This is a genomic window from Pseudomonas sp. TNT2022 ID1044 (genome assembly GCF_028656895.1).
In the GTDB taxonomy this organism is placed as follows: domain Bacteria; phylum Pseudomonadota; class Gammaproteobacteria; order Pseudomonadales; family Pseudomonadaceae; genus Aquipseudomonas; species Aquipseudomonas reinekei.
On the sequence record NZ_JAMDHB010000003.1, the window covers coordinates 130,959 to 153,394 of the forward strand.

The following is a 22,436-nucleotide window of genomic DNA, read 5'->3' on the forward strand; positions in this document are numbered from 1 at the left end:
TCCTGGGATTGTTATTTTTGTAAGGGTGGTTCTGTTCTGGGGAGGGGCTATAGCGAGATGCGTGCCAACTCTGTAACACATTGAAATGTATGAATATTTGTAGAGTGGCCAGTGAATTGTGAGAGTTTTGTCTCTGTTTCGGGATTTCTGTTGAGGCTCAGTGCCTCATGGCCAGCTAGCCGGCTCCTACGGTAAGGGTGAACCACCGATTGTCGTACGCGCAAAACCTGCAGGATCCAGCGTGCTGGCGATGAGCGCAAAGCGCTCTAAGGGTGTTTCTACATAAAGAGACCAAAGTCTCTTTATAGAGACTCCGCAATCCCCAGCGCCACCATTTTCTTGTACAACGTCGACCGCCCAAGCCCCAATCGCGCTGCGGCTTCAATCACCTTGCCCCCGCATTGCGCCAGGGTGGTTTCAATCAATTGCCGGTCAAAACGCTCCCGCGCCGCACTGAACGTCTCGTGTTGCAGTGGCTCAAGGGCCAATGGCACCGGGCGTTCAACGGGGGTAAATGTGCCGATTGCTGCGTGGATGTCCGTAGCCGAAAGCCGCAGGTCATCACTGAGCAAAGCGGCCCGTTCCAGTACGTTGCGCAGTTCGCGGATGTTCCCCGGCCAGGCGTGTTGAGTTAGCAAGGCCAGCGCTTCGCTGTGCAGTTCGTGCTGGCTGCGCAGTTCCTCAAGAATGGCTTCGCTGAGGGCGGGCAGGTCGTCCAGGCGGTCGCGCAACGGCGGCACCTGGATCGGCAGGACATTGAGGCGGTAATACAAGTCGGCACGGAACTCGCCGCGCTTGATCGCCGCTTCCAGATCAGTCGACGTTGCAGCGATCACCCGCACATCGCTCTGGATCACCTCGTTGGAACCCACCGGCTCGAATTCCTTTTCCTGCAACACTCGTAGCAGTTTGCTTTGCAACGGCAGCGGCATGTCGCCGATTTCATCGAGGAAGAGGGTGCCGCCCTGGGCGATCTGCAATTTGCCGGCACGCCCCTTGCGATCGGCGCCGGTAAAGGCGCCGGGCGCGGTACCGAAGAATTCGGCCTCCAGCAACGATTCCGGGATCGCCGCACTGTTGATACTCACGAACGCCTTGTGTGCTCGAGGCGAAGCATTGTGAATCGCCTGCGCCAGTAATTCCTTGCCGGTGCCGGTTTCACCGAGCAGCAGCACCGGCGATTCGGTGCTGGCGCTGCGCCGGGCACGACGTTTCACTTCCAGGCTGGCGGCGCTGGTGCCTATGAAATGGGCAAAGTTGTACTTGGTCTGCCGCGCCCGCAAAAGCGAACGGGTCGACGCCAGTTCTTCCTGCATGCTCATGTAGCGCTTGAGCATCGGCGACAGGCTGCGCAGTTCGTCGAACAGGGCAAAACCGATCGCGCCGATCACCTCGCCGGCGTCGTCGTGAATCGGCAGACGCATGACCACCAGGGGTTCTTTGGGGGTGTCCTGCATGTCGAGCAGGATCGGCCGGCCGGTGCGCACCACTTCACGCAGCAGGCTTCCGGGGATCACGCTTTCGCAGGCTTTGCCGATCGCGCCTTCGGCCGATTGCAGGCCAAATCGCCGGGCATAGCGCTCGTTCATCCAGACAATGTTGGCGTCGCGGTCGACGATCACCGTGCCTTCACTCGACTGCTCGATGATCTCGAACAACGAACGGATCGCCAGCAGGCGCACGCGCTGGTAGTCCTTGAGGCTTTCGGTGGTGTTCATGGCTATCGGTCCTGATTTTAGGTTGCCAGTACCGGCCTCATCGCGAGCAGGCTCGCTCCTACAGGAATCAGACAAAACCTGTGGGAGCGAGCCTGCTCGCGAAGGCCGCGACGCGGTTTGGCTGGATTATGCCTGCCCCAGATGCGCTGCCGCCAACAGCTCCTTGGTGTACGCGTGCTGCGGCGCATCGAATACATCATGGCTGGCACCGCTTTCCACCACCTTGCCATCCTTGACCACGATCATGTCGTGCGCCAGGGCGCGGACCACTGCCAGGTCATGGCTGATAAACAGATAGGTCAGGCCATGCTTTTCCTGAAGCTGACGGAGCAGGGCGACGACTTGTTTTTGCACGGTGCGGTCCAGCGCCGAGGTCGGCTCGTCCAACAGAATCAGCGCGGGTTTCAACACCAGTGCCCGGGCAATCGCGATGCGCTGGCGTTGGCCGCCGGAAAACTCGTGAGGGTAGCGATGGCGGCTTTGCGGGTCGAGGCCAACTTCCTGTAATGCGCGAATCACCTCGGCGTTGCATTCCTCAGGGTTCAACTGACTATGAACTTCCAGACCCTCGCTGATGATCTGCGCCACGGACATCCGCGGGCTGAGGCTGCCGTAGGGGTCCTGGAACACCACCTGCATTTTCTTGCGCCACGGCCGTAGCTGCTTCTGCGACAGGCCGTCCAGCGCTTCACCCTGGAAACGGATGCTGCCTTCGGAGTCGAGCAGGCGCAGGATTGCCTGGCCAAGCGTGGACTTGCCGGAACCTGATTCGCCGACGATCCCCAGGGTTTTGCCCCGCTGGATATTCAGGCTGATGCCATCGACAGCCTTGAAGTAAGTCTTGCGCCGAAACAGACCGCCGCCCACTACAAACTGCACGCGCAGGTCGTCCACTTCCAGGACGTTCTCGCGCTCGTCCCGGGGCAGGGCCTCACCCTCGGGCTCGGCATTGAGCAGCACGCAGCTGTAAGGGTGTTTCGGTTCGGTAAAGAGGGTCTCGCAGGTGGCTTGCTCGACAATCTCGCCGGCCTTCATCACACACACGCGCTGGGCAATGCTGCGCACCAGATTGAGGTCGTGGCTGATCAGCAGCAGCGACATGCCGAGCCGCCGCTGCAATGATTTGAGCAACAACAGAATCTTGCGCTGTACGGTGACGTCGAGGGCGGTGGTGGGTTCGTCGGCGATCAACAAATCCGGTTCGCAGGCCAAGGCCATGGCGATCATCACCCGCTGGCGCTGGCCGCCGGACAGTTGATGGGGATAGGCCTTGAGCCGTTCCTGGGGTTTCTGGATGCCCACCAGATGCAGCAATTCCAGAATCCGCGCCTGTGCGGCTTTGCCGGCCATGCCTTTGTGCACGAGCAGGGTTTCGCCAATCTGCTTTTCGATGCTGTGCAGCGGATTGAGGGAGGTCATCGGCTCCTGGAAAATCATCGCAATCCGGTTGCCGCGCAGTTCGCGCAGTTTCCTGGCGTCGGCGCCCACCAGTTCCTGGCCTCGATAACGGATACTGCCGGTGGTTTCAGTGCCGCATTCGGGCAGCAATTGCAGGATCGAGTGGGCGGTCACCGATTTGCCCGAGCCCGACTCGCCCACCAACGCCAGGCATTCGCCCGGGTGGATGTCCAGGCTCAGGTTGCGCACTACGGTCTGGCCGCTGAAGGCCACGCTGAGGTCACGGATTTCGATCAAGTTGGTCATATCAACAGTCCGCTTCACGACCTCGGATCAAAGGCGTCGCGCAAGGCTTCGCCAATGAACACGAGTAAAGAAAGAATCAACGCCAGGGTAAAAAACGCCGTCAGCCCCAGCCAGGGTGCCTGCAGGTTCTGTTTGCCTTGACCGATCAACTCGCCCAGGGATGCACTGCCGGCCGGCATGCCGAAGCCGAGGAAATCCAGTGCGGTGAGGGTCGAAATGGCGCCGGTGAGGATAAACGGCAGATAGCTCAGGGTCGCGTTCATGGCGTTGGGCAGAATGTGCCGCACGATCACCTTGCGATCGCTCAGGCCCAGTGCCCGCGCGGCCTTGACGTATTCCAGGTTGCGTCCGCGCAGGAACTCGGCGCGCACCACGTCTACCAGCGCCAGCCAGGAAAACAGCGCCATGATCCCCAGCAGCCACCAGAAATTCGGCTCGACAAACCCCGACAGAATAATCAGCAGGTACAGCACCGGCAGACCGGACCAGACTTCCAGCAACCGTTGGCCAAGCAAATCCACCCAGCCACCGTAATAACCTTGCAGGGCACCGGCGGCGATGCCGATCAGCGCGCTGACGAAGGTCAGCATCAAGGCAAACAGAATCGACACCCGCGCGCCGAAAATCACCCGGGCCAGGACGTCCCGGGCCTGGTCGTCGGTGCCCAGCCAGTTGACCTCCGACGGCGGACTCGGGGCGGGTTTGTTCAGGTCATAGTTGGGTGTGTCATCACTGAAGGGAATCGGCGGGAACAACAGCCAGCCGCCGTCTTTCTTGATCAGTTCCTGCACGTAGTCGCTGCGGTAGTCAGCCTGGAACGGCAGCTGTCCGCCAAATTCCTGCTCGGTGTAGCGCTTGAAGGCAGGGAAGTACAACGAGCCCTGATAACTGACCACCAGCGGCTTGTCATTGGCGATGAGTTCGCCCCCCAGGGTCAGCATGAACAAGCCGATAAACAACCACAGCGACCACCAGCCACGGCGGTTTTTCTTGAAGCGTTCGAAACGACGTCGGCCTAACGGCGAAAGCTTGAACATCAGGCGTTCCTCGCGGCGAAGTCGATACGCGGATCGACCAGGGTGTAGCACAGGTCGCCCACCAGTTTTATCAGCAGGCCGAACAGGGTGAAGATGAACAGCGAGCCGAACACCACGGGATAGTCCCGCGACACTGCCGCTTCGTAGCTCATGCGGCCCAGGCCGTCGAGAGAAAAGATGACTTCGATCAGCAGTGAGCCGGCAAAGAACACGCTGATGAAGGCCTGGGGAATCCCGGACACCACCAGCAACATGGCATTGCGAAACACGTGTCCATACAGTACCCGGCGTTCGCTCAGGCCTTTGGCGCGTGCGGTGACCACGTACTGACGGGTGATTTCATTGAGGAATGAGTTTTTGGTCAGGATGGTCAGGGTCGCGAAGCCGCCGATCACCAACGCGGTCACCGGCAACACCAGGTGCCAGAAATAGTCGGCGATTTTGCCCACGGTCGACAGCGATTCGAAGTTGTCCGACACCAGCCCGCGTACCGGGAACCAGTTCAGCGAAGTGCCCCCGGCAAACACCACGATCAGGAACATGGCAAAGAGGAACGCCGGCATCGCGTAGCCGATGATGATCGCCGTGCTGCTCCAGATATCGAAATGACTGCCATGGTGCACAGCCTTGCGGATACCCAGCGGGATCGATACCAGGTAAGTGATCAGCGTTGCCCAGAGGCCCAGGGAGATGGTCACCGGCATTTTCTGCAGGATCAGATCGGTGACCGTGGCACCACGGAAAAAGCTCTTGCCGAAATCCAGTTGAGCGTAACTGGTCAGCATCAGCCACAGGCGCTCGTGCGCGGGCTTGTCGAAACCGTACTGTTTTTCGATGTCCTTGATCAGTTGCGGATCGAGGCCGCGGCTAGCCCGGGAGGTGGTCATGGTCTCGCTCGAACCGCCGCCGACACTGGCGCCGCCAATGCCTTGCAAGTGCGCGATCGCCTGTTCCACCGGCCCGCCCGGCGCGGCCTGGACGATAACGAAGTTGACCAGAAGAATGATCACCAGCGTCGGAATGATCAGCAGCAAACGCCGCAGAATATAGCCCCACATCAATGCGGTCCTCCGGGTTTGCCACGGCGGATGAGCTCGGCGGTCATTTCCTGATTGGTCAGCGGTGTGCTGCTCACTTCCCACCAACTTTCGATGGCTTCGTCATTGCTGGCCTGCACGTTGGGTATACCGAAGCGGTTCCACCACACGGTGGACGTTCCTGGCGGGTAATAGTTGGGAATCCAGTAGTAGTTCCATTGCAGCACCCGGTCCAGCGCATGGGCATATCGCAGCATCTCGGCCTGGGTATCTGCGTGGACCAACCCGGTGAGCAGCGTATCCACCGCCGGGTTCTTCAACACCATGTAGTTGTTGGAGCCAGAATCGGTGGCCGCGGCCGAACCGAAGTAGTTGAACAGCTCGCCGCCCGGGGAAGTAGTGACCGGGTAGCCCGTGACGATCATGTCGTAGTCACGGCTCATCAGGCGGTTGACGTACTGCGAGGCGTCAATGCGACGGATGTTCAGGTCGATGCCGATTTGCTTGAGGGTGCGCTTGTAGGGCAGCAGCAAACGATCCATGCCGTTCTGGCTGACCAGGAACGTAAAGCTGAGCGGCTCGCCGTCGGCGTTGACCAGTTGATCGCCTTTGGGCGTCCAGCCGGCCTGTTCGAGCAGCGCCAGGGCTTGCAACTGTTTGTCGCGAATAATGCCGCTGCCATCGGTTTTCGGTGCCTGGAACACCTGGGTGAACACTTCATCCGGGATCTGCCCGCGCAACGGCTCGAGAATCGCCAGTTCGCCAGCGTCCGGCAGCTGTCGGGCGGCGAGGTCGGTGTTGGAGAAAAAGCTCTGCTGGCGGATGTACATATTGCGCATCATCTGCCGATTGCTCCATTCGAAATCCCACAGCATCACCAGCGCCTGACGCACCCGGCGGTCCTGGAACATCGGCTTTTGCAGGTTGAACACAAAGCCCTGGGACGGCTGCGGCGCTTCGATGGCGAGGTGGGCCTTTTGCAATCGGCCATCGCGCAGGGCCGGGCTGTCGTAACCGATGGAGTAACCGGTGGCGGAAAACTCGCGGTTGTAGTCATAGGCACCGCCGCGCAACACCTGACGGGCAACGTCGGTGTCGCCGAAGTATTCGATGCTGAAGTGATCGAAGTTGTACAGGCCACGGCTGACCGGCAAGTCCTTGCCCCACCAGTCGGCGTTGCGCTCGAAAGTGATACTGCGCCCGGAGTCGACCTTGCCTACTTTATAGGGGCCACTGCCCAGCGGCGGTTCATACCCGCCGCCACCGGCGAAGTCGCGGGTTTTCCACCAGTGCTCGGGGAACACCGGCAAGGTGGCGATATCCAGTGGCAAGGTGCGGTTTTCGTTGTTCTTGAAGTCGAAGCGCACAGACAGCGGCGACTCCACTTCGACGCCTTTGACGTCGGCGAACTGGGTGCGATAACGCAGGCTGCCCTGGGTCATCAATAAGTCGAAGGTGTAGCGCACGTCCTCGGCGGTGATCGGCTTGCCATCGGCAAAACGCGCCTTGGGGTTGAGATAGAAACGCAGCGACAGCCCGTCATCGGAGCGCTCCATCTTCTGCGCCACCAGGCCATACACCGTGTAAGGCTCGTCGAGCGAGCGCTGGGCCAGCGGCGAGTACAGCAGCCCGTCAATCTGCGAGACGCCAATGCCCTTGTCGATGTACGGCAAGACATGGTCGAAATGCCCGATCTCGATTGCCGAGCGACGCATCGTCCCGCCTTTGGGCGCTTGCGGGTTGGTGTAGGCAAAGTGACTGAAACCGGCAGGGTACTTGGCCGGTTCGCCGTAAACGGTCAACGCATGTTGCGGTGCGGCATTCACACCCGCGGCGCCCATCAGCAGGGCCACGGCAGTGAATAACAAAGTGGGGAAAGCCAGTCGCATTGTCAGCCTTAGAGCCGGGTGGTCGTTAACGACAATTTGTACGCTAGCGGCGCGTCCCTCGCCAGCCGTATTACGTATCTGAAACACGACGGCCCACCAAAAGGCGGGCCGTCGCGTACGGGTATCAGGCGTCGATCAGTCCTGACGGCTGGTCACTTCCAGCAGGTGATAACCGAACTGGGTCTTGACCGGGCCTTGCACGACATTGATCGGTGCGCTGAAGACTACGGTGTCGAATTCCTTGACCATCTGGCCAGGACCGAACGAACCCAGGTCACCGCCCTGACGGCTGGAAGGGCAGCTGGAGTTAGCCTTGGCGACTTCGGCGAAATCTGCGCCAGCCTCGATTTTGGCTTTGAGTTCGTTGCACTTGTCCTCGCTGGCAACAAGGATGTGGCGGGCAGTGGCTTTAGCCATGGGGAAATACTCCTTTCAATATTCGGTAAAGTGGTGAGCCTACCGGATTCAGTGAACGATTTCTTCTCAAAGTTCCGCTGTAGGCGGCCTGGAGCGCCGGCGCTCTTTAGAGACCGGCCCGTTTCAGGCGGGCGGCGTGCTGTACGTAGAGGTCAATCGGGTCGATGGTTTTGCTGATCATGCCGGCTGATGGGCTGATCACCGCCAGATGATCCAGAGGATAGTCGGACCGGATGACTGTGCCCAGATGCGAGCTGTAGCGGCCCACCATGCCGTCGTTTTGCTCGGCTTCAGTGATGAAATATCGCGAAAGCGCCCGAAGGAAACGGTGAGTTGGATCCAGGGCATTGATGCCTTCATCCATGACGTTGTCCGGCAGGATGCCGCTCCAGGAATAGTACCGCACGCCATTGACCAGCTCCTGGCCCTTGCCGCCCCAGGTTTTTGGCAAGCCTTGAGGGTATTTGTCATTGAATTCGCCCACACCTGTGGTGGTCAGGGCATTCAGCGCGGCGATGGCAGTTTGCGGCAGGCGATGGTGACCGCTGAGCAACGACAGGAAGTCCGCGAACAAGGTTGCGACCGTTTCCGCGATCTGCTCCGGCAGGCGTCCCGGTTCAAGGGCCTTGCGCAGGAAATCTGCCAGTTCCGAACCGTGGTTCGGCCCGCTGACTGAGGTCACCGAAGCAACCGACTGTGGAGCAACCGCTGCCGCGTAACGGGCAGCGAGTGCGCCCTGACTGTGTCCGATCAGGTTGACTTTGGCCGCGCCTGTGCCATCCAGCACTCGTTGAATCTGCGCCAGCAATTGTTCGCCCCGTGCCTCGTTGCTGTGGGTGGCCGATAAATGCGGCACGAAAACTCGCACACCAGCGCTTCTGAGGGCCTGTTTCACGTCGTGGAAGAGCTCGAACGAACCGATCCGGTCAAAGCCGAACAGTCCATGGATCAGCAGAACTGGATACTGGGTGTTTGCATTCCGTTGCATGGAATTTACCTTTTTCAGGGGATTGAGGAGGTGCGATGCGCCTCACTCTAAAGCACTCGGACAGGCGAGCGATGTATGAAAAAACCGCTGTAAGTTGATGAAAACGTAATAGATGCCGTAAGAAAGTACGGACATGTACGAAGCCTTGATCGGAATATCCAGACATCCTTTTTGCGAGTCCTGAGCTTGCGTGAACAACGACCTACTTCACGCGTGTCCTTTTTCCTCTCCCTGGAAAGAGGATCTCCGGCATCGCAAATGTCGGGCATCGGGTTCAATAGGTTTCGTTCGTTGCCTGTCCCCTCAAGGCAGCACTGATTCCAAGGACCGGAACCATTTAATGACCACTCATGAAGCAAGCATTGCCCAGCAACTGTTACCGCCACCGCTACTGGAACCGGCAGAGAACGCCGTGCTGGAACCCTCGGAAAGAAGAGCCGTCGTCAGGGTCAGTCCCTATCCGGGTATGGCCAGTGGCGACAAACTGCAGTTGCATTGGCAGGGGCTGGACGTCGAAGGTCTCTTTTACCGGCATCAGGTGACTCGCTTCGTCAGCGAAGAGCAGGTCGGCCTCGACACTGTATTTGTAGTGCCGGCCACTCACATTGCCGCACTCGATGGTGGTTCGCTGGAGGTGTTCTACACACTGCAAACTGTCCTGCGGGCGGTTCCGGCGCATTCAGCGCGATTGCAGTTGAGCGTTGGCGACGTGAGTCCGGACTTGCTGCCGGCCATTGCCGCCGATGCAGTGGGCGGGACGATCGACCCGGACCGCGTACCCGAAGGCACGCTTGTCACGATCAGGCCTTACGCGCGGATGGCCGAAGGTGACCAGATCCTGTTGGCGTGGGCGGGTGTTTCATCGCAAGCGAGCTTCGACGACACGCTGAAAGTAGAGGCGTTTGCCGTGGGCAATGAACTGTCCTTCTGGATCAACCCGGCCTGTATCGCCCCCAACCTTGGCTCAAGCGTCACCCTCAGTTACTGCGTCCAGCAAGCAGGTCAGGCCCCTCGATACTCTGAGCTGGTGCAATTGCTGATCGGGCCGTTGTCGCGCGAGCCTCTGTTGCCACCGTTGATTCTGGAGGCTGATGAAGGCTCGCTGGACCTGCAGGATGCGATGGATGGCATCACCGTCGTGATCGATGGCGCTGGGGCAGAAGAGGGCGAGCTGGTGTATCTGAAGTGCGATGGCGACTATTTCAATCATCGCGATGACCGCGAGATAACAAGGGAAATGGCCGGCGAGCCACTGGTGTTTGTCGTCCCCTACAGGTTCTGGCGGGAGCATCGGGACACGACGATTCGGGTCGCATACACAGTTGAACGTCTTGACGATGTCAGTCAGGAGTCAGAGGAAGTGTTGGTGCAGGTGCATTCCTGAAACTGCTGGCCACCAACCAGTCTTAGCTTGAGGACTGGTTGATGGGCGATGGGCATGTTTACCGGGGGATTCGCTGTGCACGGAGGCGATCGGATGCCTGGCGCAACAATGCTTGCGTCCCACTCCACCCCAGGCAACCATCGGTAACCGACACGCCATATTTCAACGATGCACTCAGCGGCTGGCAACCCTCGAACAAATGGCTTTCGATCATCATGCCGATCAGTGAACGATCACCCTGCAGGCGCTGTTCAAGCACGTCATTGAACACCGCCGGCTGACGCAACGGATCTTTGCCACTGTTGGCGTGGCTGCAATCGACCATGATCCGCGCGGGGATCTTCAGCTTGGTCAAGTCGTTGTGCACCTTGGCAACGCTGACGCGGTCGTAGTTCGGACCCTGATGACCGCCACGCAGCACCAGGTGGGTATCGGCGTTGCCCGGGGTCTGGATGATTGCCGGATGCCCCTGGCTGTCGACGCCGAAGTGGCGATGCGGGTGGGCGGCCGAGCGCATGGCATCACTGGCCACGGCTACACCACCATCGGTGCCGTTCTTGAAACCGACCGGCATGCTCAAGCCACTGGCCATCTCCCGGTGGATTTGCGACTCCGTGGTGCGGGCGCCGATGGCGACCCAACTGAGCAGGTCATCGAAGTAGCCGGCCGCCATGGGTTGCAGCAGTTCGGTTGCCACCGGTAACCCCAGCTGGAGCATTTCGCGCATCAGTTCGCGGGACAGAGTCAGGCCGGTGGCCATGTCGTCGCTGCCATCGAGGTGCGGATCGTAGGCGAGGCCTTTCCAGCCGACGGTGGTGCGGGGTTTTTCGACATAGGCGCGCATGACCAGCAGCATGTCGTCACTGACCTCGGCGGCCAGTCGGGCGAGATTGCCGGCGTATTCGAGCGCAGATTGTGGGTCGTGAATCGAGCAAGGGCCAACAATGACCAGCAGGCGAGCGTCTTCGCCATTGAGTATCGCGCGGACCGCCTGGCGGTGGGCAGCTACTTGCTGGGTCAGAGCGTTGGTGAGTGGCAGTTGCTGTTTGAGTTGCAACGAGCTGGGCAGACGCAGGGTCAGCGCTTCATTGGCAGGGCTCAGGGTGGACAGTGGCAGAGCAGAGACGGACGAGTTCATGTTCAGGCTTCCTGGGCTGGCGGCGGGTTCGCTCCCGCGCGCTCGGCCCTAGTGGGGTGTTCGACAATTGGCCGGATTGGCTGCGTGTGTGTGCTTGCCACCTGTAGGTGACCGATCGGAGGCGGCAGGCTGTCCCGAGCGGAGGGTGGTAAATCGCCAGGCGGTAAAAGTGTCGTAACGGTAATAGGTGGCGTAGTTCATGTCGTGAATCCTCGAATTGTCTGTTGTGTCGCTAAAAGTGTTTGGGGCAATTTGCTTCAGTGCAGAAAAACAAAACCCCCGGTCGGGAGGCCGACCGGGGGTTGAGAATTCTCTGGTGGCGACCCGTTCAAAGTGGGCGCCGTGTGGTTATCAGGCGCGCCAGTGGCTAAACCAATACCCAAAATAAAAGCTGACCAGAGCGCAAACGTCGTTCACCCGGGCAGCCGCAACCGAGCGCAGGGCGCTGGAGGATGAAAGCTGTGAGAGGGCGTTGAACATGGTCTGTCTCCGATGGATGCGCCGAGCTTACTAGAGGCCGGTGCGAGGATTCAATCAGAAAATGCTATTGCTCATCGATGGCGCTTTCTATCGATTGAGCGGTCCGAAAGTTGTGACACACTTCACGCGCCTTCAAAACAACAGCATCAACCGGACGAACACGACGCCATGATCAAGACTGAACGCCAACCTACTGACGACCTGAACCGTTCAGCCAATGCCGTCGCCGTGGCACGATGAAGTTCGAATGGCAAGCAGCGACTGATCATGAACTTGAATTCGCGCGAAACCTGACTTGCAGCAATATGCTGCGCTACTACCTACAGCACGATCTGTTGTGGCAGGACGACGCGTTCGATGCGGCATGGGCGGGGCGAGATAACCGTTTGATCGTGAGCGACGACGTGCGGCTCGGCTATGTCAGCCTGAGTCGTGACGCCAGGGCTTTGTACATTCGCGAATTACAGATTGGCGAAGCGTTTCGGGGACAGGGGGCAGGTTCCTGGGTGATTGATCAGGTTTTTGCCCTTGCCATCGCAGAGCGACGTCCTGCAGTGCGGTTGACAGTGTTTGAAAATAACCCCGCGCGGGCGATGTATGAAAGAAAGGGACTACAGGTGGTGGGTGTGGACGCGTGTTTCCTGATGATGCAGCGTGACGTCAAGGTCTCGTATCGCTGAAACACACGTGCCACAAGCCTTTCAAGATGAATTGATACTTTTTATATGCTGCTTTCCGCTAGGTCTGCCAGTCGCTTTTTGCTAAGGTGTCGGCAACCCAATAAGACCATATCGCGAGGTGTCTGCTTGATTAGGGTGCTAGTAGTCGATGACCATGATCTCGTTCGTACAGGCATTACACGAATGCTGGCTGACATCGATGGCCTGCAAGTGGTCGGCCAGGCTGAATCAGGTGAGGAATCCCTGCTCAAGGCGCGTGAGCTCAAGCCCGATGTGGTGTTGATGGATGTCAAAATGCCTGGCATCGGTGGTCTTGAAGCCACTCGCAAACTCTTGCGCAGCCACCCGGACATCAAAGTCGTCGCAGTCACCGTATGCGAGGAAGACCCGTTTCCTACGCGGCTGTTGCAAGCGGGGGCGGCAGGCTATCTGACCAAGGGCGCCGGTTTGCCGGAGATGGTTCAGGCCATCCGCCTGGTCTTTGCCGGTCAACGCTACATCAGCCCGCAAATTGCCCAGCAGCTGGCGATCAAGTCTTTCCAGCCGACCAATGATTCGCCGTTCGATGCCTTGTCAGAACGGGAAATCCAGATCGCCCTGATGATCGTCGGGTGCCAGAAAGTACAAATCATTTCCGACAAGTTGTGCCTGTCGCCGAAAACCGTTAATACCTATCGTTACCGCATCTTCGAAAAGCTTTCGATCAGCAGTGATGTCGAGTTGACGCTGTTGGCGGTACGTCACGGCATGGTCGATGCCAGTCTCTGAAAAAAATGACCGATTCCTTTGATCCAGGCGCCTTCCTGTCAACCGTCAGCGGGCGTCCGGGTGTGTATCGCATGTTCGACAGCGATGCGCGCCTGCTCTACGTCGGCAAGGCCAAGAACCTCAAAAGTCGCCTGTCGAGCTACTTCCGGAAAACCGGCCTGGCGCCGAAAACCGCAGCGCTGGTGGCGCGTATCGCACAAGTCGAAACGACCATCACCGCCAACGAAACCGAAGCCCTGTTGCTTGAGCAAACGCTGATCAAGGAATGGCGCCCGCCCTACAACATCCTGCTGCGTGACGACAAATCCTACCCTTACGTCTTCCTCTCGGACGGCCAGTTTCCGCGCCTGAGCATCCATCGCGGCGCAAAAAAGGCCAAGGGCAAGTATTTCGGTCCGTACCCCAGCGCAGGGGCCATCCGCGAAAGCCTCAGTCTGCTGCAGAAGGCGTTTTTCGTTCGGCAGTGCGAAGACAGCTACTACAAGAACCGCACGCGTCCTTGCCTGCAATATCAGATCAAGCGCTGCAAGGCGCCTTGTGTCGGCCTGGTGGAGCCCGAGGTGTATGCCGAAGATGTGCGGCACTCGGTGATGTTCCTCGAAGGCCGCAGTAATGCGCTGGCCGATGAGTTGTCTGCCGGCATGGAAGAGGCCGCAATCAATCTCGAGTTCGAGCGCGCCGCCGAGTTGCGCGACCAGATCTCGCTGCTGCGCCGGGTTCAGGACCAGCAGAGCATGGAAGGCGGAACCGGTGATGTCGACGTGATCGCGGCTTTCGTCAATCCGGGCGGGGCCTGCGTCCACTTGATCAGCGTGCGTGGCGGGCGGGTGTTGGGGAGCAAGAACTTCTTCCCGCAAGTCGGTATAGAAGAGGATGTGTCCGAGGTCATGGCGGCGTTTCTTGGCCAGTACTTCATCAGCAGTCCTGAGCGCGACTTGCCAGACGAATTGATCGTCAACGTGGTTCATGAAGACTTCCCGACATTGATTGCGGCCATCGAAGAACTGCGCGGTCGTGAACTGACCATCAGTCACCGGGTGCGTGGCACGCGAGCACGCTGGCAGCAACTGGCGGTAACCAATGCCGAGCAGGCCCTCGGCGCACGCCTGGCAAACCGTCAGCACATTACGGCGCGTTTCGATGCGCTGGCAGAGGTACTGAAGCTGGACGAGCCACCGCAGCGCCTCGAGTGCTACGACATCAGCCACTCCAGTGGCGAAGCAACGGTGGCGTCGTGCGTGGTGTTCGGTCCTGAGGGGCCGATCAAGGCGGACTACCGTCGCTACAACATTGAAGGCGTTACCGCCGGCGATGATTACGCGGCGATGCATCAGGCACTCACCCGGCGCTTCAGCAAGTTGAAGGACGGGGAGGGCAAGCTGCCCGACATTCTGCTGGTGGACGGTGGCAAAGGGCAGCTGTCCATGGCGCGTGACGTGCTCAACGAACTGGCGGTGCCTGATCTGATCCTGCTGGGTGTCGCCAAGGGTGCAACGCGCAAGGCCGGGTTCGAAACGCTCTATCTGAACGACGCCGCCCATGAATTTACCTTGCGCGGTGATTCGCCCGCCTTGCATTTGATCCAGCAAATACGTGACGAAGCTCACCGCTTCGCCATTACCGGACACCGCGCGCGACGCGGCAAAACCCGCCGAACGTCCACGCTGGAAGGCGTTGCCGGGGTAGGGCCGACACGCCGTCGCGATTTATTGAAACATTTTGGTGGATTGCAGGAGCTGTCTCGTGCCAGCATCGAAGAGATCGCCAAAGCTCCCGGGATCAGTAAAAAGCTCGCAGAGTTGATTTATGCAAATCTGCACAGCGAGTAGAATGCTCCCTCACCTCGCAGCCAGTTGTGCCGATGAATATCCCTAATCTGATTACCGTTCTACGTGTTCTGCTCATACCGATCTTCATTTTGCTGTTTTATCTGCCGTACCATTGGAGCTACCTGGCGTCCGCGTCGGTCTTCGCATTTGCCGCCGCCACAGACTGGCTGGACGGGTATCTGGCCCGCCGTCTGGAGCAAAGCACGCCATTCGGTGCCTTCCTGGATCCTGTTGCAGACAAACTGATGGTTGCCGTTGCCCTGGTGCTGCTGGTGCAAGAGCATGGCAATCTTTGGCTCACGCTGCCGGCTGCGGTCATCATCGGTCGTGAGATCGTTGTCTCGGCCCTGCGCGAATGGATGGCCGAACTCGGTGCCCGTGCCCACGTGGCCGTATCGAACCTTGGCAAATGGAAAACTGCCGCGCAAATGCTCGCGCTGGTGATTCTGCTGGCCAATCCGTCCAACTTCAGTTTCTGGGTACTGCTGGGTTACACCCTGTTGATGGTCTCCGCCGGTTTGACTTTGTGGTCCATGGTCCAGTACCTGCGGGCTGCCTGGCCGCATCTGAAGACCGACGTTGAAAAGAAATAAAACTTTTTTGAATCAAGGGGTTGACGGGGCTTCTGGATTCTATAGAATGCGCCACACCAAGACGCGGGAATAGCTCAGTTGGTAGAGCACGACCTTGCCAAGGTCGGGGTCGCGAGTTCGAGTCTCGTTTCCCGCTCCAAGTTTGTACGCATTTGATGTCGCGCTACTGACAGCAAATGTTTTGAGGCCGAGTAGCAAAATGGTTATGCAGCGGATTGCAAATCCGCCTACGCCGGTTCGATTCCGACCTCGGCCTCCACTAATAAACAACCCCGTAGATCGATGATCTACGGGGTTTTTTATTGGGCAGTGTTTAAGGTTTGTGCGGTGCGCCGATTGCGACTTCGGTGACCACTGTAGAGAAGCTCTGTAGATCCATGATTTACGAAGCTTTTTTATTTTTCGTGCCAGCAAGAATTAGTCTCGAAAAATACCAATGTGTCCTTGCTTCACCGGGAAGGGATGTATATATTTCCACCCTCTGATTCACCGCGCTACCGCCCGAATGGCGAAACTGGTAGACGCATGGGACTTAAAATCCCCCGCTCGTAAGGGCGTGCCGGTTCGATTCCGGCTTCGGGCACCATATTAAACAAAGGCTTACGCTTAATGGCGTAGGCCTTTTTTGTTGGGTAATGGTTTTCGTGTCTGTTGCGTGTCTATTACATAGTGGATATTGGCGCACACAGACGGACACAGGCACGGCGCGGGAACCGACTACAATCACAGCATCATCGGTGATTCCGATTGCAACCCTCCAAAATCGCGACAGGAAATGCGCCGTGGTATCAGCCAGGAACCATGTATGTACGACCAAGGCGACTTCATTCAACGCGCCATAGGGCTCGGTTATCACGAAATCGTTGTGATGGCTCATCGCGAAGCCACTGAAGCTGAACGTGGTACGTCCAAGGTGAAAGGTTCAGTTCGCAAGCGGAACGCTGGCGCCCTGGAATACGCAGCGTTTTTAAAAGGCGTTATTTTCTTTCTGCAATCTGGCACCAAGCCCTTAGGGTTATCTGACCAACAATTTATGTCTATCAGACCTCTTGCCGTGGACTTGGTGAAAAGGGGAATCTTTGACCAGAAAATTCTGGATGCTTTTCAGCAAAAGTGAACTCGTAAACCCTTGTCGATTCTGCTCGGACTCACTCCGGGATTACACTGCTGCGCTCTACTCATTGGACAGGCAAAAGCCACGGATAGTCTCGCAAGATTGATCTCCACTATCGAGGTCGCAATCAGATATCTACTCACTGGCGTTGTTGTGTCAGGGGTGGCGATATTCAGCGCTACTGAATATAGGAGCGGGCTGGCTTGGGTAGCGGAACACGAAGCTATGTCGGCGGTCATTGTGATTGCCGTTGGTTTTATCGCTTTCTCGTTTTATCGCCTCAGGTTGTGGACGGTCGGAGACGCTATTGCTTGGAAGCTTGGTTGGTCAGCCCCTTCACTCTTACACCGCAACGGGAAAGCCTACGACGAACCTTACGTACATTTCCTGAAGTGGAAATACTCGGCGGCTGTCAACGATGCATTAGTTGGCTACCTGTCATTTCGATGGGCTGTTGCGCATTTCGTTTGCGTATCTGGTATCGCCCTCTTACTTGCAAGCTTCCTAAACCAGTTGGGCTCATTGGTTCCAGCGTACCCAGTAATAATCAGGGGAATCGGCGCTGCATGCGTCAGCCTAGGTTTCTGGCAATGCGCCTTTCTATACATCCACGCCGCCGCAATACGTGAACTGCGTGAGGAGACCGGTATTCAGGTCAACACAGTTGTAGGGTCTGTGTCAGATCGGAGGTTTTCGATGCTCCTGCCCAGCGGCGAGACGGTGTTCGCAGTTGAGCAGTATTTCGTTGTGCACGCGGAAAACAATACCCTTTCTAGCTCCGAATGGACCTTACAAGAGATTCAGGTCATGACAGATCATCACTGGTGGTCCGCTCACGAGCTGAGATCTACGGGAGAAACGGTATGGCCAGAGGCGTTAGTGGAGATGCTCGTGGATGCAGGTGTCTTCAAACCGGCTGCATAACCGTCACCGAGAATCCATATGCGTTTTTTCACACTCTGAGCCCAGAGCGGACATCACTAAAGCGCGTTGAGAGTCGTGCGTCGGCCGTCTCGGTTTCGAACTACCGCGATGCTTGCGACAACGCATGAATCACATCCGCAGCCATCTTTTCAGCACAGTTCACCCCATCAATCCGTAAGACCGGAGCTGTTTGCTCTGATATCCACGCCTCGTGCCACGCTCGGTTGCGCCCTGAAAAGTTCGGATTGTCATACTGCGAGGCCCATTCCCGAAAGGCCACATGTATCCCATGCATGTCACCACCGGGTGCAATCCGATTTCCAAAGCGTTCCTTCTCACGTGCGGCCAGCCGGTCAAGGCGAACGGGTGTTGCCGTTACAACGAACACAATAAGATCGACATGGGTAATCAGCGCATCGCCCCAACCCATACAAGAACCGGTCAACACCCAATCATCGTCACCGAGTTCTTGCTGGATCAATGACACGCGCTCACTGGCAGGACGCTTGGTCGTAAAAGGAGGGTTCGTGGGCATCCAGAAAAAATCATCGACATCGACATGTCGTACACCGCGCAGAGTTGCGAGGTTTTGACCCAAAGTGGTCACGCCCGCACACGAAGCACCTGTAATGTAAATCCGCAATTTTTCCTCCATGAATACAAGTCGGTTTCGAGGTCAGCAAGATATCCCATACCCGCCTGAGTCGTAAGCGGATGCTAATAGATCTTGAAGATGCCACACGTGAATCTGATTCCCTTGCCGGCTGACTTCACCTAGGCTTTCCAACCCGCTCAGCACGCAAAATTACCAGCCAAAGGAGAAAACGTCATGATGGTAGATAAAGCTTGCCCGGTGGTGCTACGGAGCCGTCAAACGCTAGAATTCTTGGCTTTTGAGCATCCATTGGCAGGTCTGCAATTGGTCAGAGGAAGTGTCGAGCCCAGTGAGTCTACTGATGTGGCCGCTGTGCGAGAACTGGTAGAAGAGGCGGGAATTCAAGGCAGGGTAGAGCGAGATCTGGGAACGTGGCGCTCCCATATAACAGGGCACACATGGGCATTCCATGAGTGTCACGTCGCACAAGACCTCCCCGATACCTGGGTTCATAATGCTGAAGATGACGGAGGGCATGAGTTCAGATTCTTTTGGCATCCATTGGTGAGCGAGCCCTCTGATGCATGGCATCAGATTTACAAAGATGCTCTCGGATTTCTAAGATTTAATCTAGCTACACGCCTACCACTTCCACTTCTCGCTTGATGATCATCAGCATCCTCCATCTGAAAACAAGAAATCTACCTCGTAGATGCCACGCGCCGCACGGATGATCACAGGGTGAGTGACCGGCCTCAAGTCACTCAACTCCCATGCGAGCCAGCCATCCTGAAAATAACTTGCACAGGATGCTTGCATGTCAACGAGGGCGAATGGGCGCACAGCTTTCACGCGCACGATTGCGACAGCAATACCGTCATCGTCTTCGTCACCATCGATATGGAGAAATCGCCCGTTTTCAACAATCAGGAGATCCTCGGAAGGATCTAAGTCTGGATGCCAACGACGAACTTCGAGGGTTTTCTCCCCAGAAGCGATTCGAGCGCCGCTGGGCCGTACTATTGATAAGGCTTTGATGGTTCTCTCCTAAAGGGCAGCGTCCGGCTAAGTTGCTTTTTCGGAAGGGGTAGGAGGTGCCGCTATGGGCGCAAGACTGAGCCGCGGCCATATCTTCATCCAGTTTTTGGACTTGAAGCGGTCTTGATAAATCGTATTTTTTTCCGTGACAAACCTACCAGCTGGCCGGATGACCAACCCCAAAAGGTCATCAACTCCCAGTGGGGCAGCGATCTCGCATGAGCCTTCGTCTCGTAGCCTGACAGCCACCGCCGTTGCGGTTTCAGGCCAATAGCGCATTGCGTCGATCGCACACAAGTATGGTTCGTCACCATTCTGAATATGCATTCGTGCTTGATTTTTCACAGACCACTTTACGGTCGGTTCTAATGCGCTAAGGACGGCCTCCAATGCTGCATCTTCCTCGGGAGTGCAACGTTCAGCATTGAACCAGATGACATCAACATCTGTTGATACTGGAGACGAAACGCGCCCGTGCAAATAATCCCAAACCGCGTTTCGAACGAAACCTGCTCCGATCCAGCAATTTGGCAATTTGAGCGAGTGCACAATTTCAAGTAAACGCCAACGAACGGGATCACTTGAAATAATCGATTGGATTTTCGAAATGTCGTCCATTCAAAACTCTCGTTGAGTAAGCCAGGCCGGCACCCACTGATGCGGTAGCAATTGCACTATCTCACTAGCCTTCTGCGTCGGCAAACGCTTCAGCACATCTTTGAGATACGAGTACGGATCATGCCCGTTCATGCGTGCCGACTGGATCAGGCTCATGATCGCTGAGGACGGCGGTTGTGAAACCGCCTCCTACTCGATCTGGATGGTTTTCGTTTCTATAACGTGTCTGTTAGACGGTGGACACGGAAACACTGAGCGGCTGAGGGTTACGGCGCTAACCCGATTCTTAAAAAGAGTTCGCAAAGACTTGTAGGAACAATGGCGCCGCCATCGAAGCCTCCATTGTTTTTGCCGAAGCCAGCATTTACGAATGCTAGCAAGAGAGATTCTTCCAATTTCATCGAATCCTCCATAGTCATTTTTGCAAAACTTCCGAGTTTCTCAATATCAAAGGAAGGCAGTCGTTCAAGTGCAAACAAGATGCGACGGAGCTCTTCAAAGGAAATTTCTTCTCTTGCGTAGGACGCGAAGCACTTCGCGGCAAGTTCGGGCTTTTTCTCGCTCTCCATCCTGTCCAAGATTTCAATTATGGACGCGCCTACTCTCCCGGAGAACTTGTCGTCCTCATTCAGCTTCTCCACCATAGCAATTCGATCTTTTTTCGGAATCTCGGATAGCCGACTTAAAAAACGAAGAAGTTTGTTGGCAAATATCTGGTCCCTAGCGATACCAACCGCATTGAGCGTGCCGAACACGGTGTTCACAATCGGAATGTCTTTGAGAACACCAGATTCAAGAACGGCGTCAAATCCAAGCTCCAAAAGTTCCTTTCCTAAATCAACCATCGAATCGGATTGGAGAACTTTGACCACGGCTGAGCCGCGCTGGGTATCCTTCTTATCCATCCTTGCCTCCAAGTTTTACGGGGTTCGCGTAGTGCAACGGCTTTGGGCTCTACGGACCGTGTGCGCCGGTCGCCAAAGGCTTGCAGCGATGCAGGCCCTTGTCGTTTCTGGCTGGGTTACGGCGGGGTGACTCTAGTCCCTTTCAGCCACCTTCTTGTCATACTCTTCCCAGCTGGCAAACCCAATGGGACGTTTCGGTTCTTCGGGGTGAACGCGCTTCTGGCGAACCAGCAGTACGTTAATTTGGCTAACGTGCTGGATGAGCTTCACTGGTGAGCCATCAGGTTTAGTACCGAGGAACCCAATGAGTGAAGGATTCCAATAGGTCAGGTCAGTGAACGAAAAAGTGATTTCATTACCGAAGGTAACCAGCTGCCCCCCAACCTCATACTCATTTTCAAGCTCTCTGTGAAAATCATTAATCCACTCCAAAAGTCGCCAGTAAAACTCGCTAGCGTGGTTTGAATTGGTAAAGTTCAGAACCGGTGGTGAACGATTAAATTCGGTCATCAGGTCGTAAGGTGTAGTCATTCGGTGTGTCCCTACTTAGAAGATGGCTAGGTGCCGCGAGTCTAGTCGAGCTGCGGTGAGTCGGGGAGCCTCTGCGCTGTCTTTTTGGCCAGAAACCGCATCAGCCGATTTGGGCGCGGGAACTGACTACACTCAAAGGTGCGCAGATTTCCCATTTGCAGGGGCGCCCGCCAAATACCTGCTAAGTGCGGAGTACCGCCATGCCTTCCCTTCTGCTCGACCACAACGCTCGCCAACAGATCCGCCAAGTCCTTCAGGATTCCTCCCACGGCGATGTCTACGCCCTAATACCGCTCCCTGACGGCAACATCCTGCTGATGCTGGCGCATGCCGGAAATGTGGCTTTTTGCCTGATTGACGAGCAGGGAGACGACCTGTTCGACCCGCACCTGATGCAGGATGTTGGTGCCCTGGTGCTGGCCGATCTTCAACGGAATCGGGAGCGGTTGGCCAGTAATGAAAAAGGCCGTCCTAGTGACGGCCTTTTTAAATGTTACTACCTTTGCCATCATTCATATCGCGTTTGCAGCAACCACGTCTACGCTAGACAAGACGACATACCTCCGCAACATGGTATGCCACCTAATAGCAGTCATGCGCTTGATAAAAGGAGCATTATGAACGCCCCTAAATTTCTCTTAGTTTGCTGCGCAGTTTTGATGGCAGGATGCGCAACCACCGCAAAGTATGAAGCCAAGCTAGCCTCTTGGGTTGGCTCGCCGGAGGGTGATCTGATACTAAGCTGGGGGCCACCTCAGCAAGTGTATGAAACGGATGGCGGTGTGAAATATTTAACCTACTCAAGCTCGCGTCAAGTTTACATCCCAGGCACAGCTCCCACGTACACTACAAACTACAACCCCTACACCAACAGCGCCACCACCACAAGTTTAGGGGGTACCCCAGCACAATCTTTTAATATGGGATGCCAAACAACCTTTCAGGTTTCCAACGGAACAATTTCTAGCTGGAGCTGGAAGGGAAACGATTGTACTTCACAGTAGTTGCCACGCATGGCCGCACACAGTAGATCGTGCGATAGGCGATGC

At 56.8% G+C, this 22,436-nt stretch carries 22 protein-coding genes, 3 tRNA genes and 2 pseudogenes; 12 read left to right on the forward strand and 15 right to left on the reverse strand.

The window, feature by feature from the left end; translation table 11 throughout:
• Positions 1-302 precede the first annotated feature (302 nt).
• The 7 genes from M5G20_RS05375 to M5G20_RS05405 form a co-directional block, all read right to left on the reverse strand.
• Positions 303-1,718 carry a sigma-54 interaction domain-containing protein gene (locus M5G20_RS05375; protein WP_273918253.1) on the reverse strand — a complete coding sequence of 472 codons (1,416 nt, stop codon included), beginning with the start codon at positions 1,716-1,718 and terminating at the stop codon, positions 303-305.
• 126 nt (positions 1,719-1,844) lie between these two features.
• Positions 1,845-3,422 (reverse strand): ABC transporter ATP-binding protein, encoded by a 1,578-nt coding sequence (locus tag M5G20_RS05380; protein ID WP_273918254.1) that lies wholly within the window; start codon positions 3,420-3,422, stop codon positions 1,845-1,847.
• A 14-nt stretch (positions 3,423-3,436) separates the two neighbouring features.
• Complete coding sequence (locus tag M5G20_RS05385) at positions 3,437-4,459, reverse strand: ABC transporter permease (RefSeq protein ID WP_273918255.1); 1,023 nt, start codon at positions 4,457-4,459, stop codon at positions 3,437-3,439.
• Entirely contained in the window at positions 4,459-5,517 is a 1,059-nt protein-coding gene (locus M5G20_RS05390; protein WP_273918256.1) for a microcin C ABC transporter permease YejB, read from the reverse strand. Before M5G20_RS05390 ends, M5G20_RS05385 begins: the two co-directional genes overlap by 1 nt.
• A complete protein-coding gene (locus M5G20_RS05395; protein ID WP_273918257.1) occupies positions 5,517-7,385 on the reverse strand; it encodes an extracellular solute-binding protein in 1,869 nt (622 codons plus the stop codon). The genes M5G20_RS05390 and M5G20_RS05395 overlap by 1 nt, the downstream gene beginning before the upstream one ends.
• 135 nt (positions 7,386-7,520) lie before the next feature.
• On the reverse strand, positions 7,521-7,802 hold the full coding sequence (locus M5G20_RS05400) for a peptidylprolyl isomerase (RefSeq protein ID WP_273918258.1): 282 nt from the start codon (positions 7,800-7,802) through the stop codon (positions 7,521-7,523).
• Between the two features lie 106 nt (positions 7,803-7,908).
• On the reverse strand, positions 7,909-8,790 hold the full coding sequence (locus M5G20_RS05405) for an esterase/lipase family protein (protein ID WP_273918259.1): 882 nt from the start codon (positions 8,788-8,790) through the stop codon (positions 7,909-7,911).
• Between the two features lie 340 nt (positions 8,791-9,130).
• On the opposite strand from M5G20_RS05405, the gene M5G20_RS05410 reads away from it, so the two are divergent.
• Positions 9,131-10,174 carry a hypothetical protein gene (locus M5G20_RS05410; RefSeq protein WP_273918260.1) on the forward strand — a complete coding sequence of 348 codons (1,044 nt, stop codon included), beginning with the start codon at positions 9,131-9,133 and terminating at the stop codon, positions 10,172-10,174.
• Between the two features lie 58 nt (positions 10,175-10,232).
• Here the strand turns inward: M5G20_RS05410 and M5G20_RS05415 are convergent, their stop codons facing one another.
• Both M5G20_RS05415 and M5G20_RS05420 read right to left on the reverse strand, forming a co-directional pair.
• Positions 10,233-11,312: a 3-deoxy-7-phosphoheptulonate synthase gene (locus M5G20_RS05415; protein WP_273918261.1), complete on the reverse strand. Its 1,080-nt coding sequence runs from the start codon at positions 11,310-11,312 to the stop codon at positions 10,233-10,235.
• Between the two features lie 351 nt (positions 11,313-11,663).
• Positions 11,664-11,792: a hypothetical protein gene (locus M5G20_RS05420; protein WP_273918262.1), complete on the reverse strand. Its 129-nt coding sequence runs from the start codon at positions 11,790-11,792 to the stop codon at positions 11,664-11,666.
• Between the two features lie 236 nt (positions 11,793-12,028).
• Between M5G20_RS05420 and M5G20_RS05425 the strand changes: the two genes are divergently transcribed.
• The 9 genes and pseudogenes from M5G20_RS05425 to M5G20_RS05465 form a co-directional block, all read left to right on the forward strand.
• Positions 12,029-12,472: a GNAT family N-acetyltransferase gene (locus M5G20_RS05425; protein WP_273918263.1), complete on the forward strand. Its 444-nt coding sequence runs from the start codon at positions 12,029-12,031 to the stop codon at positions 12,470-12,472.
• A 126-nt stretch (positions 12,473-12,598) separates the two neighbouring features.
• Positions 12,599-13,240 carry a response regulator transcription factor GacA gene (gene gacA, locus M5G20_RS05430; protein ID WP_008015884.1) on the forward strand — a complete coding sequence of 214 codons (642 nt, stop codon included), beginning with the start codon at positions 12,599-12,601 and terminating at the stop codon, positions 13,238-13,240.
• Between the two features lie 5 nt (positions 13,241-13,245).
• Positions 13,246-15,069, forward strand: coding sequence for an excinuclease ABC subunit UvrC (gene uvrC, locus M5G20_RS05435; protein WP_273918264.1), 1,824 nt, complete (start codon positions 13,246-13,248; stop codon positions 15,067-15,069).
• Between the two features lie 32 nt (positions 15,070-15,101).
• Entirely contained in the window at positions 15,102-15,662 is a 561-nt protein-coding gene (pgsA, locus tag M5G20_RS05440; protein ID WP_075944714.1) for a CDP-diacylglycerol--glycerol-3-phosphate 3-phosphatidyltransferase, read from the forward strand.
• Positions 15,663-15,725: 63 nt separating this feature from the next.
• Positions 15,726-15,801: transfer RNA gene (locus tag M5G20_RS05445), tRNA-Gly, on the forward strand.
• A 46-nt stretch (positions 15,802-15,847) separates the two neighbouring features.
• Positions 15,848-15,921: transfer RNA gene (locus tag M5G20_RS05450), tRNA-Cys, on the forward strand.
• A gap of 240 nt (positions 15,922-16,161) precedes the next feature.
• Positions 16,162-16,248 (forward strand) — tRNA-Leu (locus M5G20_RS05455).
• A 219-nt stretch (positions 16,249-16,467) separates the two neighbouring features.
• Positions 16,468-16,779, forward strand: coding sequence for a hypothetical protein (locus tag M5G20_RS05460; protein WP_273918265.1), 312 nt, complete (start codon positions 16,468-16,470; stop codon positions 16,777-16,779).
• A gap of 609 nt (positions 16,780-17,388) precedes the next feature.
• A pseudogene (locus M5G20_RS05465) lies at positions 17,389-17,700 on the forward strand (NUDIX domain-containing protein); the annotation flags it as partial.
• Positions 17,701-17,800: 100 nt separating this feature from the next.
• Here M5G20_RS05465 and M5G20_RS05470 read toward each other — a convergent pair.
• Positions 17,801-18,343, reverse strand: coding sequence for an ATP-binding protein (locus tag M5G20_RS05470; protein WP_273918398.1), 543 nt, complete (start codon positions 18,341-18,343; stop codon positions 17,801-17,803).
• Between the two features lie 186 nt (positions 18,344-18,529).
• Between M5G20_RS05470 and M5G20_RS05475 the strand changes: the two genes are divergently transcribed.
• Entirely contained in the window at positions 18,530-18,961 is a 432-nt protein-coding gene (locus tag M5G20_RS05475) for an NUDIX hydrolase (protein ID WP_273918266.1), read from the forward strand.
• A gap of 6 nt (positions 18,962-18,967) precedes the next feature.
• On the opposite strand, the gene M5G20_RS05480 is transcribed toward M5G20_RS05475, so the two are convergent.
• From M5G20_RS05480 to M5G20_RS05500, 5 genes and pseudogenes are all read right to left on the reverse strand, one after another.
• Positions 18,968-19,333, reverse strand: coding sequence for an ASCH domain-containing protein (locus tag M5G20_RS05480; RefSeq protein WP_337994290.1), 366 nt, complete (start codon positions 19,331-19,333; stop codon positions 18,968-18,970).
• Between the two features lie 27 nt (positions 19,334-19,360).
• Positions 19,361-19,951 (reverse strand): nucleotidyltransferase family protein, encoded by a 591-nt coding sequence (locus tag M5G20_RS05485; RefSeq protein ID WP_273918267.1) that lies wholly within the window; start codon positions 19,949-19,951, stop codon positions 19,361-19,363.
• Positions 19,952-20,119: pseudogene (locus M5G20_RS05490) on the reverse strand (transposase domain-containing protein); the annotation flags it as partial.
• A 98-nt stretch (positions 20,120-20,217) separates the two neighbouring features.
• Positions 20,218-20,856: a hypothetical protein gene (locus M5G20_RS05495; protein WP_273918268.1), complete on the reverse strand. Its 639-nt coding sequence runs from the start codon at positions 20,854-20,856 to the stop codon at positions 20,218-20,220.
• A 132-nt stretch (positions 20,857-20,988) separates the two neighbouring features.
• Positions 20,989-21,387 (reverse strand): DUF6173 family protein, encoded by a 399-nt coding sequence (locus M5G20_RS05500; RefSeq protein WP_273918269.1) that lies wholly within the window; start codon positions 21,385-21,387, stop codon positions 20,989-20,991.
• 200 nt (positions 21,388-21,587) lie between these two features.
• Here M5G20_RS05500 and M5G20_RS05505 point away from each other — a divergent pair, with 200 nt between their 5' ends.
• Entirely contained in the window at positions 21,588-22,391 is an 804-nt protein-coding gene (locus tag M5G20_RS05505) for a hypothetical protein (protein ID WP_273918270.1), read from the forward strand.
• Positions 22,392-22,436 lie beyond the last annotated feature (45 nt).

Bases quoted from the DNA above. Each gene is read 5' to 3' on its own strand.
- M5G20_RS05375 (WP_273918253.1), bottom strand. From the start codon at position 1,718: ATGAACACCACCGAAAGCCTCAAGGACTACCAGCGCGTGCGCCTGCTG.
- M5G20_RS05380 (WP_273918254.1), bottom strand. From the start codon at position 3,422: ATGACCAACTTGATCGAAATCCGTGACCTCAGCGTGGCCTTCAGCGGC.
- M5G20_RS05385 (WP_273918255.1), bottom strand. From the start codon at position 4,459: ATGTTCAAGCTTTCGCCGTTAGGCCGACGTCGTTTCGAACGCTTCAAG.
- M5G20_RS05390 (WP_273918256.1), bottom strand. From the start codon at position 5,517: ATGTGGGGCTATATTCTGCGGCGTTTGCTGCTGATCATTCCGACGCTG.
- M5G20_RS05395 (WP_273918257.1), bottom strand. From the start codon at position 7,385: ATGCGACTGGCTTTCCCCACTTTGTTATTCACTGCCGTGGCCCTGCTG.
- M5G20_RS05400 (WP_273918258.1), bottom strand. From the start codon at position 7,802: ATGGCTAAAGCCACTGCCCGCCACATCCTTGTTGCCAGCGAGGACAAG.
- M5G20_RS05405 (WP_273918259.1), bottom strand. From the start codon at position 8,790: ATGCAACGGAATGCAAACACCCAGTATCCAGTTCTGCTGATCCATGGA.
- M5G20_RS05410 (WP_273918260.1), top strand. From the start codon at position 9,131: ATGACCACTCATGAAGCAAGCATTGCCCAGCAACTGTTACCGCCACCG.
- M5G20_RS05415 (WP_273918261.1), bottom strand. From the start codon at position 11,312: ATGAACTCGTCCGTCTCTGCTCTGCCACTGTCCACCCTGAGCCCTGCC.
- M5G20_RS05420 (WP_273918262.1), bottom strand. From the start codon at position 11,792: ATGTTCAACGCCCTCTCACAGCTTTCATCCTCCAGCGCCCTGCGCTCG.
- M5G20_RS05425 (WP_273918263.1), top strand. From the start codon at position 12,029: ATGAAGTTCGAATGGCAAGCAGCGACTGATCATGAACTTGAATTCGCG.
- uvrC (WP_273918264.1), top strand. From the start codon at position 13,246: ATGACCGATTCCTTTGATCCAGGCGCCTTCCTGTCAACCGTCAGCGGG.
- pgsA (WP_075944714.1), top strand. From the start codon at position 15,102: ATGAATATCCCTAATCTGATTACCGTTCTACGTGTTCTGCTCATACCG.
- M5G20_RS05460 (WP_273918265.1), top strand. From the start codon at position 16,468: ATGTACGACCAAGGCGACTTCATTCAACGCGCCATAGGGCTCGGTTAT.
- M5G20_RS05475 (WP_273918266.1), top strand. From the start codon at position 18,530: ATGATGGTAGATAAAGCTTGCCCGGTGGTGCTACGGAGCCGTCAAACG.
- M5G20_RS05485 (WP_273918267.1), bottom strand. From the start codon at position 19,951: ATGGACGACATTTCGAAAATCCAATCGATTATTTCAAGTGATCCCGTT.
- M5G20_RS05495 (WP_273918268.1), bottom strand. From the start codon at position 20,856: ATGGATAAGAAGGATACCCAGCGCGGCTCAGCCGTGGTCAAAGTTCTC.
- M5G20_RS05500 (WP_273918269.1), bottom strand. From the start codon at position 21,387: ATGACTACACCTTACGACCTGATGACCGAATTTAATCGTTCACCACCG.
- M5G20_RS05505 (WP_273918270.1), top strand. From the start codon at position 21,588: ATGCCTTCCCTTCTGCTCGACCACAACGCTCGCCAACAGATCCGCCAA.